General features: G+C 37.4%; 11 protein-coding genes and 1 tRNA gene. 8 read left to right on the forward strand and 4 right to left on the reverse strand.

Annotation, left to right across the window (positions count from 1 at the left end; genetic code table 11):
- Positions 1-12: 12 nt before the first annotated feature.
- Positions 13-1,521, reverse strand: coding sequence for an aminotransferase class V-fold PLP-dependent enzyme (locus H3T46_RS00450; protein ID WP_155571808.1), 1,509 nt, complete (start codon positions 1,519-1,521; stop codon positions 13-15).
- A gap of 255 nt (positions 1,522-1,776) precedes the next feature.
- Between H3T46_RS00450 and H3T46_RS00455 the strand changes: the two genes are divergently transcribed.
- Complete coding sequence (locus H3T46_RS00455; protein ID WP_198197105.1) at positions 1,777-2,331, forward strand: cysteine hydrolase family protein; 555 nt, start codon at positions 1,777-1,779, stop codon at positions 2,329-2,331.
- Positions 2,332-2,357: 26 nt separating this feature from the next.
- Positions 2,358-3,620 carry a hypothetical protein gene (locus tag H3T46_RS00460; protein ID WP_198197106.1) on the forward strand — a complete coding sequence of 421 codons (1,263 nt, stop codon included), beginning with the start codon at positions 2,358-2,360 and terminating at the stop codon, positions 3,618-3,620.
- Between the two features lie 2 nt (positions 3,621-3,622).
- Here the strand turns inward: H3T46_RS00460 and H3T46_RS00465 are convergent, their stop codons facing one another.
- Both H3T46_RS00465 and uvrA read right to left on the reverse strand, forming a co-directional pair.
- On the reverse strand, positions 3,623-4,561 hold the full coding sequence (locus H3T46_RS00465; protein WP_110438837.1) for a GlxA family transcriptional regulator: 939 nt from the start codon (positions 4,559-4,561) through the stop codon (positions 3,623-3,625).
- A 46-nt stretch (positions 4,562-4,607) separates the two neighbouring features.
- Positions 4,608-7,472, reverse strand: coding sequence for an excinuclease ABC subunit UvrA (uvrA, locus tag H3T46_RS00470; RefSeq protein ID WP_198197107.1), 2,865 nt, complete (start codon positions 7,470-7,472; stop codon positions 4,608-4,610).
- A 141-nt stretch (positions 7,473-7,613) separates the two neighbouring features.
- On the opposite strand from uvrA, the gene ssb reads away from it, so the two are divergent.
- The 6 genes from ssb (at position 7,614) to H3T46_RS00500 (ending at position 14,655) form a co-directional block, all read left to right on the forward strand.
- Complete coding sequence (gene ssb / locus H3T46_RS00475) at positions 7,614-8,129, forward strand: single-stranded DNA-binding protein (RefSeq protein WP_155580256.1); 516 nt, start codon at positions 7,614-7,616, stop codon at positions 8,127-8,129.
- Between the two features lie 377 nt (positions 8,130-8,506).
- Positions 8,507-11,299, forward strand: a complete 2,793-nt coding sequence (gyrA, locus tag H3T46_RS00480; RefSeq protein ID WP_198197108.1) for a DNA gyrase subunit A — start codon at positions 8,507-8,509, stop codon at positions 11,297-11,299.
- A 3-nt stretch (positions 11,300-11,302) separates the two neighbouring features.
- Positions 11,303-11,824, forward strand: a complete 522-nt coding sequence (gene coaD, locus H3T46_RS00485) for a pantetheine-phosphate adenylyltransferase (RefSeq protein ID WP_110438841.1) — start codon at positions 11,303-11,305, stop codon at positions 11,822-11,824.
- Positions 11,825-11,861: 37 nt separating this feature from the next.
- Positions 11,862-12,347, forward strand: coding sequence for a peptidylprolyl isomerase (locus H3T46_RS00490; protein ID WP_155566637.1), 486 nt, complete (start codon positions 11,862-11,864; stop codon positions 12,345-12,347).
- 97 nt (positions 12,348-12,444) lie between these two features.
- Positions 12,445-12,520, forward strand: a tRNA-Lys gene (locus H3T46_RS00495).
- A 443-nt stretch (positions 12,521-12,963) separates the two neighbouring features.
- Positions 12,964-14,655 (forward strand): alpha-keto acid decarboxylase family protein, encoded by a 1,692-nt coding sequence (locus H3T46_RS00500; protein WP_155580258.1) that lies wholly within the window; start codon positions 12,964-12,966, stop codon positions 14,653-14,655.
- 69 nt (positions 14,656-14,724) lie between these two features.
- On the opposite strand, the gene H3T46_RS00505 is transcribed toward H3T46_RS00500, so the two are convergent.
- Entirely contained in the window at positions 14,725-15,486 is a 762-nt protein-coding gene (locus H3T46_RS00505) for an ABC transporter ATP-binding protein (RefSeq protein WP_198197109.1), read from the reverse strand.
- Between the last annotated feature and the right edge of the window lie 4 nt (positions 15,487-15,490).

The raw sequence follows: 15,490 nt of genomic DNA on the forward strand, positions 1-15,490 counted from the left end.
AATGGAATGAATTTAAAAGGTTTTAAGAATGGAATTTGCTGCGGTTTCAATATGTTTGGTCAGATCAGCGATATCATCCATTGAGATTTCATGATTCATGATAACGATACGGAGGGCGGTGATATGATCTAGATCCACTTTTGAAATGAAATAGCGTCCTTCATCACGGATTTTATCTCTTATTTTTAATTGTAAATAATTCAGTTTTTCTTTCGATAGTTTTTTTTCATTTGGTAAATATCTGAAGCAAAGAATGTTGGATTCAGGTTTGTGCAAGGTTTCAAAATCATCTAGAGTTTGTAGATATTTGTATGCTTGAAAGGTGGTTTTGACTAGAAGGTTTAATTTGGTTGCAAAAAATTGTTGACCGTATAAAGACCAAACAACCCATAAATTTAAAATGGAAGGCCGTTTGGTACATTCGAAATTTTTAGTTCCACTTTCGAATTTTGTTATTTCATCTTCAAATTCCTCTGTAACATAACTGGCTTGAATCGGAAATGTAAGCTTTGTTTTATCACCATTTTTATAAAATAATAATGTACAAGCCGCAGGAACAAATAATGTTTTATGAGCGTCAAGACAAAAAGAGTCAGCGTATGTTAAGCCTGCTACTCGGTTTCTTAATTGATCGGAAACTAGAAAGGATCCGCTATGTGCTGCATCAACATGAAACCAGGCTTTATATTTAATGGCGAGTTCCGACAATTCTTTTAAGGGATCAATAGCCCCAATGCTTGTACTACCTGCAGCAGCGATAATACAGAAAATATCTTTTCCGTTTTTATGGGCTTTATTTAAAATTTGCCTTGCTTGTTTTATACAGATTTGTCTTTGAGCGTTCAGGGGTAATAAAATGATATTGTCTTGACCAAGACCAATAATGCCAGCAATCCGGCTGACAGAAAAATGTGCATCCGTTCCTATAGCTATGGTAGGTACAAGGTTTTTTTGATCAGCATTTCCTTTTTTCCAGATATTTGGGTATTTGTTATTGCGGGCGGTTATTACCGCGGTTAAATTGGCCAAACTTGCTCCAGAGGTTGAAATCATGCCATAATTACTATTTTCCCATCCCAAAAATTTAGCAAATTTTTCTGCAATTATTTTGTCTGCTACATTAGGTAGGGGGCCGCATTCATAAAATGATGCTGGCTGGGGGCAGAGAGAATTTACAACATCATAAATGGCTGAAACAGGAATGACCGATGAAAATTGTCTGGCCATATATCCTGTAGAATTTACTTTGATTGCAGTATTGATGTGTAAATCAACAATCTGGTTCAGTCGTTCAATAATTGACTCACCGGATTTGTGATCTGTCAGATGAAGGGCAATATTGAGGAGTTCATGCGGAGTTATACAATGAATTCCTTTCTTGGTTTTATCTTGAAGCAATTTATAAAGTTTTTGTTGAATTTTTTCAAATAAAAATGAAATATTATTTGGGTTAAAAGCATCATATAGTATTGAGTTATTTTTATTTATAATTTTATTACTGGATACCTTATAGTTATTCATTGAAATACTTTCTTAATATTTATAATTCAATTTTTAGGTTGTATATTATCCATAATAAAATAAGTATTACATAAATTAAAAAGACAAATAACAGTCAAAAAAAGAAAAATTGTTTAGAAATTACTTAACAGGATTATTAATAAATTATTTATATTTTGTCTGAAATACATTGATATTTGTCAATTTTACTTATTATTAATTTACCTAATTGGACTGTATTTTAATAAAGCCTGTTATTGCATGGAATTTACGTTGATGAAAAATACAGTTCTTATCATTATAGACTTACAAAATGATTATTATCCAAATGGAAAATTTCCATTATTTAATATGAATTCTGTTGGTAAAAGCAGCATGGAAGTTTTAGCTGCCGCACGGCAACATCATATTCCAGTCATCCATATACAACATCAGTTTCCCATGAAGGATGCACCCTTTTTTGTTCAGCATACTGAAGGGGTGAAAATTAATAAGGATGTAAAACCATTGGATAATGAAATATGTATTACAAAAAATTATCCTAACGCTTTCAAGGGAACGGAATTGAAGTCCGTTCTTGATAGACATAATTATAAAAATCTTATCGTTATAGGTGCCATGTCCCAAATGTGCGTTGATGCGACAGTCAGGACAGCCTTAGATTATGGATATCAGGTGACATTGATCCCTGATTGTATTGCGTCAAAAGAAATAACCTTTAACGATGTTGAAGTGCCTGCGCCAAAGGTTCATGCTGCAATGTTATGGATATTATCTTTTGCTGGTGCCAAAATAATGCCCAAAGATGAATTTGTGGCACATCTATCTTAAATGAAAATGAATTACGATATATTATTATGTTTGACCGTTATCTAAATACGATTGAAACAGTGATGGCTAATAATCATGCTGTTTTTATGGGAACATCTCAAGCAGTAACTTTGCTCTATCTGGATTATAAAATTTCATCAAAACAATTTAAAATTGCTTTGGAAAATTACATAAATAAAAATCCATTACTGCAACAAAAACTGGTCATTCAGAATAAAAAATGGTGTTTGCAGAAAAATTCTCATCCCGTTTCTAATTTTGAAGTTTATAGATACGAGGACAGAATTAAAGATTTTGATTTGATTCTTGAAAAAGAAGTTAATAACATTCTTGATTATAATCAAGTTTTATCAAAACTGAAAATTATCTATCCTGTCCAGAATAAAGGTTGCATAATTATCCTTACTCAACATCATGCAATCATGGATACCTATTCAGCAAAAAAAATTCTTAAAGATTTAATAGATTCAATTTCTATTGACGAAGAAGAAAAATATTATGAGCATTTTCCTGTATGGAAATATTTCAATGCAAAAGAGGTGGCCGATTGCGATATCCGTCAAGTTCATAAACCTGACAATGATTTTTCACAGGCTTTGAAAATCTTTGATAATCCCTTGCCTCTAAAATGGACCGCTGTTGATACATGGATCATTAACCCATCGCTCTTATCATCCATGGAATATTATGCGAAGAAATTGGATTGTAGACTTAATTCCCTTTTGACTGTCATTTATTCAATTGCTGTAATGAAACTTTTAAATATTAATAACATTAATACTTATAGTGCAGTAACCTACCGTAAAAATAACGATTTGATGAATCAATTGGGTTGTTTATTGGATGTTGTGAATATCAATGTAAAAATCTGGGATATTGATGATTCAGTCAGGAGGTTTGAAAGGGAAATAAGTTATATTAAGAAACACTTATCCAAGGAACTGGAAACTACCGGCCAGATTCTTGCGGATGCAAAAAAACAAAAGCTGTCTTTTCAAAAGGCTGTAAGATTGTGCGAAGGATTGGGATTCACCAATAGTGGTAGAACAGATACCTTAAAGTTTGAAAATGATATAAATGTTCTTGCCTATCGGTCCGTTGCCAATCGCACATCTGGTGCATTGTTATTTACGTATCATATGTCATTTCATAAGGGAAGTTTGATAACAAGTGTTTTAACATCGCAATTATTACTGGATAAAAAATCCATTCAGTTATTTATTCAAAATATCAATAAATACATTAAAATAATTGATCAGAGAGTGAAGTTGATGAAAGCTCAGGATTAAATCTATCTTGAACGGATTTTATATTTGTTTCGATAATCCCTTGGAGTGAGACAGGTGATCTTGGTAAAATTTTTTCTGAATGAACTTGAATTAGCATAACCAAGATTCCATGAAATTTGTTCAATAGGCATATCGGTTGTTTCAAGAAGGCCTTTGGCATATTCAATGCAAAAATTCTGTATGTAATTTTTTGGAAGCAGTTTGGTGGCTTTTTTAAAACGTCTTAAGAAAGTTCGTTCTTCAAGTCCCGATTGAATAACAAGATTTTTGACGTTTATATCATGAATATCTGCATTCATAAGCCAATATTGCGCCTTAAGGATAGCTGTATCATTATGGTCCAGTTTTGGAAAAAAAGACATATATTGATTTTGAAGATCTCTTGGTGGATCAACATTCATGAACTGAGTCGTTTTTAGCATTATATGATGGCCAAAAAATTTTTCTACAATATATAATCCAATATCAACCCAGGACATGATTCCACCACTAGTGATAAGAGTTTCGTTATCAACCAGAAGTTTGCTTTTATTTACAATGATTTTCGGAAATTTTTTTTTAAGGGTATCAGCATATAACCAATGGGTTGTGGCTTCCTTTCCATTCAACAATCCCGTTTCAGCTAGAATAAATGTTCCAACACAGATTGCCGCAATTATGGATTGTTGAGAATGATGATGTCTAATAAAATTAATTATTTCGCCAATATTATCCGGTGTATGGATTCCGCTCATACAGGGAGGAATAATGATCACGTCTTGTTTTGCTAGAAAATTTGTAAAATCGTGATCGTTGGAAATTACCTTGACCTGTATTTTTTTAAATGAGTTACAAGCATATTCTGCCAGATTAAATAAATCAATCAAACCGTTGATAGCCGTCTGTTGATGATCTGAATAGGAAATAATTACAATTTTTAAGTTAAATTGATTTGTCATCATGGATTAAAACCAAATTTGTAGGGTATCAATTACCCTACAAAATAAATTATTGATTTAAAAGTGGTTTTAAAAAAACGCCTGTATAACTATTTGGTGACTTGGCAATTTGTTCTGGTGTTCCTGTTGCTACGATTTCACCACCGCCACTTCCACCTTCAGGTCCGAGATCAATAACCCAATCAGCGGTTTTGATAACCTCCAAATTATGTTCGATAACAATAATGGTATTTCCCTGATCAACCAGTGTATGTAAAACCTCCAGTAATTTACGTACATCTTCCGTATGTAGTCCTGTTGTGGGTTCATCAAGAATGTATAGGGTTCTTCCCGTTGCCCGTCTTGCCAGTTCCTTGGAAAGTTTGATACGCTGTGCCTCTCCTCCTGAAAGGGTGGTGGCCTGTTGTCCAAGATGAATGTAGCCAAGTCCAACCTGTTTTAGTATATTTAGACGATCGTAAATTCTGGGAGCGGATGAAAATAATGGTATGGTTTCATCTACTGAAAGATTTAGGATATCGGCAATGGAGTGGCTCTTGAATTTGATTTCCAACGTTTCCCGATTGTATCTTGCTCCTTTACAGGTATCACAGGTAACGAACATATCTGGAAGAAAATGCATTTCAATTTTTATAACCCCATCTCCTTGACAGGCTTCACATCGTCCGCCCTTTACATTAAAGGAAAAGCGTCCTGGCTTGTAACCTCGTGCACGACTTTCCGGAAGCTCTGCAAACCATTCTCTAATTGGTGTGAATAAATCTGTATAGGTTGCCGGGTTGGAACGGGGGGTGCGTCCAATGGGGGATTGGTCTATGTCAATGATTTTATCAAGTAGTGAAATATTCTTGATGGATTTATATGGAGAGGGTACAGCATTCGAACCCATCAATTGTCTGGAAAGGGCTTTATAAAGCGTATCAATGATCAGGGTGGATTTTCCACCCCCCGAAACACCTGTTACGGCGATAAAGGTTCCAAGGGGAAAATCAACAGTAACATTTTTTAAATTGTTACCTGTTGCGTTACACAGTGTTAATATTTGTTTTTTATTCATTTTCCTTCTTTTTTTGGGAATGGCAATGAATTTTCGGCCACTCAGATAATCGCCGGTAAGGCTGTCCGGATTTTTTTCCACTTCCTTGGGTGTACCCATGGCAACGACATGTCCCCCCATGATGCCAGCCCCGGGTCCCATATCAATAAGATAGTCAGAAGCCTTGATCGTATCTTCGTCATGCTCAACAACGATCAAGGTGTTTCCAAGGTTTTTTAAACGATCAAGAGTGCCGAGCAACCGTTCATTATCCCGTTGATGTAATCCGATTGACGGTTCATCCAGAACGTATAAAACCCCTGTCAGTCCAGATCCAATTTGACTGGCCAGACGAATGCGCTGGCTTTCACCTCCAGATAGTGTGGCTGAACCTCTGGATAATGTAAGATAATCAAGACCGACATCATTGAGAAATTTCAAGCGATCAATAATTTCTCGCAGAATTCGATGGGCAATTTCTGCTTTTTGAGGGGATAGAGTTTCTTCAACACTGGAAAACCATTTTAATGCTTGATGGATGGGATAATCTGCAATTTCTGCAATGTTTTTATTGTTTATTTTGACACATAAAGCTTCGGGTTTAAGTCGGGCGCCATGACAAGCGTGACAAGGATAATCCGCCCGAAAGCGATTGAGATCTTCCCTAATGATATGACTGTCAGTTGAATGATAGCGTTTATCAAGATTTTTGATCACCCCTTCAAAAGGTTGAGTTACAGTATAGGATTTTTTTTCATCATGATAGTGAATCGGAATTTTTTCATCTGTACCATGTAGAATGGCATGTTGAATTTTTCCAGGAATTTTTTCCCATGGCGTGTTGATTTTAAAATGAAAATGTTCGGCTAGACTTGCCAAAGTTTGTTGATAATAGGGCAGTGAAGTATTTTTCCATGCTGAAATAGCCCCTTTTTCCAGTGAAAGTGCAGGATTGGGAATGATCAGGTCTGGGTCGAAAAAGCTTTCAGTCCCGATACCGTCACATACTGGACATGCACCTTGGGGTGCATTGAAGGAAAAAAGTCTTGGTTCAATTTCTTCAAGAGTAAACCCGCTTTCAGGACAAGAATAACGTGATGAAAAGCTTAAATGAATTGATTTTCTTTTTTCATCTTTACGCAAGACCTCCTCCACTTGTGCAAGACCATCGGAAAGGGATAAGGCTATTTCAAAACTATCTGCCAATCGATTTTCTATATCCTGTTTAACGATAATGCGATCAACAACCACCTCGATCGTATGTTTAAGTTTACGATTCAATTCCGGCGCTTCTGAAATGTCATATAGTTTCCCGTCAATTTTAACCCGTGTAAAACCCTTGCGTTGAAGTTCCGCAAGTTCTTTTCTGTATTCCCCTTTACGACTTCGTACAATGGGGGATAACAACATCAATCGGGTGCCTTCGGACAATTCCATCACTCGATCAACCATCTGGCTAACGGTTTGTGCTTCAATTGGTAATCCCGTAATCGGTGAAAAAGGGGTTCCTGCTCGTGCCCATAACAGGCGCATATAATCATGAATTTCAGTAATGGTGCCAACTGTTGAACGTGGATTGCGGGATGTTGTTTTTTGTTCGATTGATATCGCGGGAGACAGCCCCTCAATGGATTCAACATCGGGTTTCCCCATTAATTCCAAAAACTGGCGTGCATAGGCTGAAAGGCTTTCAACATAACGTCTTTGCCCTTCCGCATATATAGTGTCAAAAGCCAAAGAGGATTTTCCCGATCCGGAAAGACCCGTGATAACCGTCATCTTGTTTCTGGGAATATCAACATCAATATTATGTAAATTGTGGACTTTTGCTCCACGCACTTTAATATGAGTAAGCGCAGTCGGTGATTTATTTTTCATGATATGATTGTTATATGGTTTTGTATCTTGTGATTACTGTTTTAAAAAAATTACAGGATGGTATAGAAAGAATATAATTCTTTTAAAGATGGAAAAAAAGTAAAGATATAGCATTTTTTACTATAAAGAAATGAGGATAAAATGGCAGGAAGTGTTAATAAGGTGATTTTGGTTGGAAATCTTGGACGAGACCCTGAAGTTAGAAGTGCGCAAACAGGTGCCAAGATAGTTACTCTCGCAATTGCCACAAGTGATACATGGAACGATCGTCAGACTGGTGAACGTAAGGATCTGACAGAATGGCATAGAGTGGTAATTTTTAATGAGCGTCTTGCTGATGTTGCAGAAAAATATTTACGTAAGGGTCGCAAGGTTTTTATTGAGGGTATATTGAGAACCCGGAAATGGACTGATCAGCAAGGTGTTGAACGGTATAGCACAGATGTGGTTGTTGACCGATTTAGAGGAGAACTGGTTTTATTGGATAGCGCGCGAAGTGGTGGAGATTCAATGGATAATTATGGTTCGGAATCTTCATTTACACCACCACCTGCGGCCCGTCCAGCCAGTAATGCGTCATCTGGTAATAGATCCAATTCCAGTTGGGATGCTTCCATGCCTGGTAATAATGATTTGGATGATGAAATTCCCTTCTAAGTCTATCGATGAAGTTTTGATCACTGGAATATTATTGATGTTGTTGGTTTGATAATAACTTGTATATTTTTAGTGATCCGCGCTCTAACTAAATATAAACAGAATGTTATAAAAAAAGATACGATCTTATTATCGTGACGTGATAATATTAGATCTAAATAGTAAATCCTTTTGTATTTTTGTTTTTAGCAAGCTTTTGATCATAAAATTATTTATTTTCTTTCCACTATAAAACTTATAAGTTTTACTCTATATTATAGGGATATTATTATTTAAGGGTTATTTTGCAAAGATCATAAGACATTCTTACGTTGTAACCTGATTTAAAGTTATTTGTTTGTAGATTAGTTTATAATTAATTAAATGATGGATCTGCCTTGACCGATTTACCAGAAAATACTTCATCCTTTTCAACCGATATTACCCCTGTTACCGTTGAAGAGGAAATGCAAACCTCTTATCTGGCGTATGCCATGTCTGTAATTGTCAGTCGTGCTTTGCCGGATGTCAGAGATGGGTTAAAACCCGTTCATCGTCGAATTTTATATTCAATGTTTGAAAGTGGTTTGACCCCTGATAAACCTTATCGTAAATCTGCCCGTGCTGTTGGGGATGTGATGAGCAAATATCATCCGCATGGGGACTCATCAATTTATGATGCCATGGTAAGAATGGCACAGCGTTGGTCTATGCGGGTATGTCTGGTTGACGGTCAGGGGAATTTCGGGTCTGTTGATGGGGACTCTCCAGCAGCTATGCGTTATACAGAGGCACGTCTGGGGAAACCTGCCATATTTTTATTGGAAGACATAAATCAGGATACAGTTGATTTTCAGCCAAATTATGATGAAAGCGAGCAGGAACCCGTTATCTTGCCCGCAGCCTATCCAAATCTCTTAATAAACGGTGCCTCGGGTATTGCGGTGGGAATGGCGACGAATATACCGCCTCACAACCCTGGAGAAATTATCGATGCTACCTTGGCATTAATTGCCAATCCAGACATGGATCTTGTACAATTAATGCAAATTGTACCTGGTCCAGATTTTTCCACTGGCGGTATCATTCTTGGACGTTCAGGTATTCGTAATGCATTTGAAACGGGACGTGGATCAATACTGGTGCGGGGACGTGCCAGTATCGAGGAAATTCGCAAGGACAGGCAGGCCATTATTATCACCGAGATTCCCTTTCAGGTAAACAAAGCGACTTTACAAGAGAAAATTGCGGAGCTTGTACGTAATAAGCAGATTGAAGGTATCTCCGATATCCGTGATGAAAGTGATCGTTCTGGTATGCGGGTGGTCATTGAAATCAAACGTGATGCTACCGCGGAGGTGGTCTTAAATCAATTATACCGCTTTACCCAGCTACAGACGACTTTTGGTGTGAATATGCTTGCATTAACCAATGGAAAACCTCAGTTGCTGGGATTGAAAGATGCGTTAAATGCCTTTATCTCCTTCCGTGAGGAGGTGATTTTGCGTCGGGCGCGATTTGAATTAAGAAAATCTAGGGATCGGGCGCATCTATTGTTGGGTCTAGTTATCGCGGTTGCTAATATAGATGAAGTTATCGCTTTAATCCGCTCGGCTCCGGATACGGTAACAGCTCGTGATCAATTATTGAATCGGTCCTGGCCTGCGGAAGATATCCAAAGTCTTTTAAACCTTATCCAAGATGAAGGTAATACATTAAAAGACGGAAGGGTTTATCTCAGTGAAGTGCAGGTTCGCGGTATTCTTGAGTTGAGATTGCAACGGTTAACCGGTTTGGAACGTGAAAAAATTCAAAGTGAACTAATGGAAGTTTCAAAACGGATTGAGGAATTGCTGGAAATTATTGCGAGTCATTTGCGTCGTATGGAAATTATGCGTGATGAATTTGTTCGTGTAAGATCTGCAATTGCCTGTGAAAGAATGACCGATATTGTCGATTATGAAGGCGACCAAACTGATGAAAGCCTGATTGAACCTGGACAGATGGTTGTAACCATAACACGTGATGGATTTATCAAGCGTACCCCACTGGATACTTTTCGTTCTCAAAATCGTGGGGGGCGTGGCAGAACTGGGGCCGGAAGACGTGGAGATGATATAATTACACGATCCTTTAACGCGCATACACATCAATGGGTAATATTTTTCTCTTCTGGAGGAAAGGCGTACCGTGCAAAAGTTTGGCATTTACCAGAAGCCAGCCCAACGTCAAAAGGTAGAGCATTAGTCAATTTATTGCCTGATTTAGGAAATGATGAGGTGACAACAGTATTGCCTTTGCCTCAGGATGAGGAATTGTGGTCAGACTTGCATCTTGTGTTCGCCACCTCATCCGGAAACGTCAGGCGTAATCGCCTGAGTGATTTTGGAAATATACGTTCTTCCGGTTTGATTGCCATGAAACTAGATGAACATGAACGGCTTATAGGGGTTGCTACCTGTCAGGAAGGTCAGGATGTTCTTTTGGCCACCAATAAAGGTCGGGCTATACGTTTCCAGATTACCGATAGTTCTTTGCGCGTTTTTTCCGGACGTGGAAGTACCGGTGTTCGTGGTATCAAATTGGCTGATAATGATGAGGTTATTTCCTTAACTGTCTTAAATCATGTTAATATTTTAACTTCTGAACGACTTGATTATTTACGTTACAGTAATGCGAAACGACGTGCGGAAAATGCCGAAACCAGTGATGATGAAACGATTGTTGAAAGTGAAGATCCATTCGAGGACGAAGTTGAAAATAATGAATCTGCTGTAGAGTTGACAACAGGACGCTTAAGCGAGCTACAACGGTCTGAGGAAATTCTTCTGACGGTAACCAATGCCGGTTTTGGTAAACGGACTTCCGCTTATGAATATCGAGTAAGTGGTCGAGGCGGATTGGGTATTGCTAATATAAATCTGACGGGCAAGAACGGGGATGCCGTTGTTGCAACATTTGCGGTGTGGGAAAATACAGATGTAATGATGATGACGGACAAGGGACGTTTGATTCGCGTGCCAGTTAACCAGATACGGATTACATCAAGAACAGGAATGGGGGTAACTTTATTCCGTATTGATGAAGGGGAAACGGTCAGTAGTGTTTTTCCTGTGATTGATAATTCTGATGACAGTGATGAAAATCAGACAGACACCGATTCAGCCTTATCAGAAGATAAGGATGAATAGGGAATGCCGAGAATAGGATTTTATCCAGGCACATTTGATCCTATAACGAATGGTCATATTGATATTATTAAAAGGGCCGTTCGTATTGTGGACAAATTAATCATAGGGGTCGCTTTAAATGCAAATAAGCAGCCCTTATGGTCTTTGGAAGAGCGTGTGACATGTATTCATGAAGCCCTGATTGAGGAATTTGGTGAAGTCTGCAAAATCTTAAACCATAGCGGATGCGATATTGATGTTATCGGCTTTGACAATCTTCTAGTTGATTGTGCAAAAAAATATAATGCGCAAATTCTTATACGCGGTTTAAGACAGGCAACAGATTTTGATTTTGAATTCCAGATGTGTTTAATGAATCAATGTTTGGATCCAAACATCGAAACGATTTTTTTAGTTGCCACTGAACAAAATCGGAGTATAGCTTCAAGATTTGTAAAAGAAGTGGCTTTGTTGGGCGGGGATATATCATCCTTTGTTCCAAAGTCTACTTATAACAGGTTTCAGAAGATGTTCTTGAAATCGTGAAATAACAAATTATTCATGTAAATAAAGTGAAAAAATAATGGAAAATGATAAAAAACTATCAGCAGATACAATTCATATGAAATTGAAGGATGGAACGGTCATTATAAAATTGCGTCCAGATCTTGCACCATTGGCAGCGGAACGTTTGGTCGCGTTGACGGAAAGTGGATTTTACGATAATACCCCTTTCCATCGTGTTATAGAGGGTTTTATGGCTCAGGGAGGCGATCCAAGTGGTACAGGTACCAAAGGGAGTGACTTGCCAGATTTGCCCGCTGAATTCACAAAAAAAGAGGGTTTTCGTCGTGGTACAATAGGTATGGCACGTACAATGGATCCAAACAGTGCCAACAGTCAGTTTTTTATTATGTTTGAAGAGGCACCGCATTTGAATGGTCAATATACTATTGTTGGCGAAGTTATCGAGGGAATGGAATATGTAGATCAGATTAAAAGGGGAACCGGGGCAAATGGTATGGTTCAGGATCCGGACCGTATTGTTCGAATGGTTACAGTTTCATAACTAAATTTTTTAAAGAAAATGAAAAATAGTGGTTGACTTCTTTGCGAATAACCACTATTTCAATGCTCACACCGCAAGAAAACAGCGGACTTTCTAAGAGCCGGTAGCTCAGTTGGTAGAGCATTCGACTTTTAATCGAATGGTCGAGGGTTCGAATCCCTCCCGGCTCACCATCAAAGAATGATGGATATCAAATCCCCTTATAATTCAGTATTTTAAACGTATGTAAATATAATACAAATATATGTTTATGACGTTGTCAATATTTTCACAACAATTTTAAAAAATATTTTAAATTAATTTTTTTAACATAGATAAATAGATAATTTCTTTAATATGGTATAATTTTTTGTATTATATTATTTTCCTTTTGAAAAAAGAAATAATAGTTAAAAAAGTATATTTTTTCTAGTTTTTGTAAGGCTTAATGCATCCAGATTTGTAAAGTTTGGATTGATCTGCCTCTTGCAGTATGATAAATTGGTAACAATTATTTGATAGTGCTTCAGTCGAGTTCTTTGTTCTTTCTTGAGGCACATATTAAAAAAATTGATAGCAAAAGTATTGGATATAATTTTTGCAAATAAATAGTTAAATCATTATCAGGAGAAATTCATTGGTATACACTGTTGGTCAATATCTTGCCACACGGCTTGCCCAACTTGGGTTAAACCATGTTTTTGCAGTAGCGGGTGATTATAACCTTATACTATTAGATGAACTGGAAAAAGTTTCAGAATTAAAACAGGTTTATTGCAGCAATGAGCTTAATTGTGGATTTGCAGCCGAAGGGTATGCTCGTTCACGTGGACTGGGAGCTGCCGTTGTAACTTTTAGTGTTGGTGCATTTAGTGCATTTAACGCTGTTGGGGGTGCTGCAGCTGAGAATTTGCCTTTAATCTTGATTTCTGGTGCACCTAATAACAATGATTATGGCAGCGGACACATTTTACACCATACAACGGGTCATTATGACTATTCATATCAGCTTGAAATGGCCAAATATATCACGGTTGCGGCTGTCTCAATAACACATGCCGATACAGCGCCAGCCTTGATTGACCATGCAATTCGTCAGGCTTTATATCATCAGAAACCTGTATATATCGAATTATCTTGTAATATTGTTAATTTGCCTTGTGCAAGACCGGGACCAATCACCAGTCTGACCTATGAAAAAAGTAGTGATGTTGATTCATTGGAGGCTGCAGCAAAAGCTTGTCTGGAAAAAATCAACAATGCCAAAAATCCTGTTATTGTAGTTGGCAATAAAACACGTGCTGCAGCTGCAGAAAAAGAAGTGATTGCATTGGCCAAACATTTAGGATGTCCTGTGGCCACTATGGCGCATGCGAAAAGTTTCTTCCCTGAGGAAGATCCTCATTATATTGGAACTTTCTGGGGTGAAATCAGTTCACCTGGTGTCGAGGAATATATCAAGAATTCCGATTGTCGTATTTATGTTGGCGCGGTATTCAACGATTATTCAACGGTTGGATGGACTTCCCATTTATACGATGAGGATAAGGATATTCTATTTTCTCCGCATCATTTACGTGCAGCAAAAACAGAATTCAGCGGTTTCAAACTAAAAAACATTCTAAAACACATCATACCTCTTATCAAAAAGAATTCAACTGCATTGGAAGCTTTCAAGGCTAAGCATCATGCTGAAAAAGCTGTTGCCGTTGCAGAAGGTAATGCACCTTTAACAACAGTTGAACTAACACGTCAAATTCAAGGAATTATTGACAATAATACAACGATTTTCCTTGAAACAGGGGATTCATGGTTTCATGGTATGCATTACAGGCTTCCTAATGGAGCTCGTGTTGAATCAGAAATGCAATGGGGACATATTGGCTGGTCTGTTCCGGCAATTTTTGGTTATGCAGTCAGTGCCCCTGAACGTCGAAATATTGTGATGGTCGGTGATGGTTCATTTCAATTGACAGCTCAAGAAGTTGCTCAAATGATTCGTCATAATTTGAACGTCATTATTATCTTGATTAATAACCAGGGTTATACGATTGAGGTCAAAATTCATGACGGTCCTTACAATCGTGTTAAAAATTGGGATTACGCGAATATCATCAACACGTTTAATGCCGAAGATGGTCATGGACTTGGTTTGAAAGCTAAAAATGGCGCAGAATTGGCTGATGCGATGAAAACAGCGCTTAATCATAAACAAGGTCCGGTTTTAATCGAGGTTGCTATTGATCCTCAAGATTGTTCTCCTGATCTTGTTGTTTGGGGCAAGAAAGTTGCCAAGGCGAATTCAAGACCACCACGTGAAAAAAAATAAAATCATCAAATAATTTAGTATAAAACCTTTTCATGATTGTTTAATGAAAAGGTTTTCTTGTTTAGATATTTACCTAAAAAGTTCGTCCACAGGCTTGTTAAGATAGACCGGTAAAACTTCCTGTGGGGTTCCATCCATTTTCAAAAATCCCTGTTCCAACCATATGATCCGATTGCACCATTTTATAAGAATTTGCGGCGAATGAGTTGAAATAATTAAAATTTGTGATTTTTTTACGATATTTTCCAATCTGTGCGTGGCTTTGAGCATAAATCCTTCATCACCTGTCATGAACCATTCGTCCATTAATAGGATTTGTGGATCAATTGCAGTGATGAGACCAAAACCCAATCGCAAATTCATGCCAGAACTGTAGGTTTTTACCGGTAAGTCAATGTAGGGTCCTAATTCAGAGAATTCAATGACCTTTTCTTCGATTTCATTCATCTGCTTATGGGGAACACCATCAATATAACATCTTAATCGTATATTTTCTCTTCCTGTTAATTCAGGATTCATTCCAACTGATGGATCTAATAATGAGCTAATATGACCTTCAATACGAAGATGACCGCTTACCGGTTCATAAATTCCTGACATCGTACGTAAAAGAGTTGTTTTTCCGGCACCATTTGTACCGATCAAACCTACTCTTTCTCCACCCTTAATGTTAAAGCTTATATCGCGTAAGCTTTGAACATAAATTTTTCTATGTTTGTCTTCGCTAAGACGTCCAGAAAGGAAAATATTGGTGATTTTTCGTAAATTACGCATATTTTCATGATATAAAGGAAAAGATATATAAAGATTTTTTACGGTAATACTGGGCATGATA

This window comes from Commensalibacter sp. M0133 (assembly GCF_016101485.1).
In the GTDB taxonomy this organism is placed as follows: Bacteria; Pseudomonadota; Alphaproteobacteria; order Acetobacterales; family Acetobacteraceae; genus Commensalibacter; species Commensalibacter melissae.

Coding starts and splice junctions, on each gene's coding strand:
- H3T46_RS00450 (WP_155571808.1), bottom strand. CDS start 1,521: ATGAATAACTATAAGGTATCCAGTAATAAAATTATAAATAAAAATAAC.
- H3T46_RS00455 (WP_198197105.1), top strand. CDS start 1,777: ATGAAAAATACAGTTCTTATCATTATAGACTTACAAAATGATTATTAT.
- H3T46_RS00460 (WP_198197106.1), top strand. CDS start 2,358: ATGTTTGACCGTTATCTAAATACGATTGAAACAGTGATGGCTAATAAT.
- H3T46_RS00465 (WP_110438837.1), bottom strand. CDS start 4,561: ATGATGACAAATCAATTTAACTTAAAAATTGTAATTATTTCCTATTCA.
- uvrA (WP_198197107.1), bottom strand. CDS start 7,472: ATGAAAAATAAATCACCGACTGCGCTTACTCATATTAAAGTGCGTGGA.
- ssb (WP_155580256.1), top strand. CDS start 7,614: ATGGCAGGAAGTGTTAATAAGGTGATTTTGGTTGGAAATCTTGGACGA.
- coaD (WP_110438841.1), top strand. CDS start 11,303: ATGCCGAGAATAGGATTTTATCCAGGCACATTTGATCCTATAACGAAT.
- H3T46_RS00490 (WP_155566637.1), top strand. CDS start 11,862: ATGGAAAATGATAAAAAACTATCAGCAGATACAATTCATATGAAATTG.
- H3T46_RS00505 (WP_198197109.1), bottom strand. CDS start 15,486: ATGCCCAGTATTACCGTAAAAAATCTTTATATATCTTTTCCTTTATAT.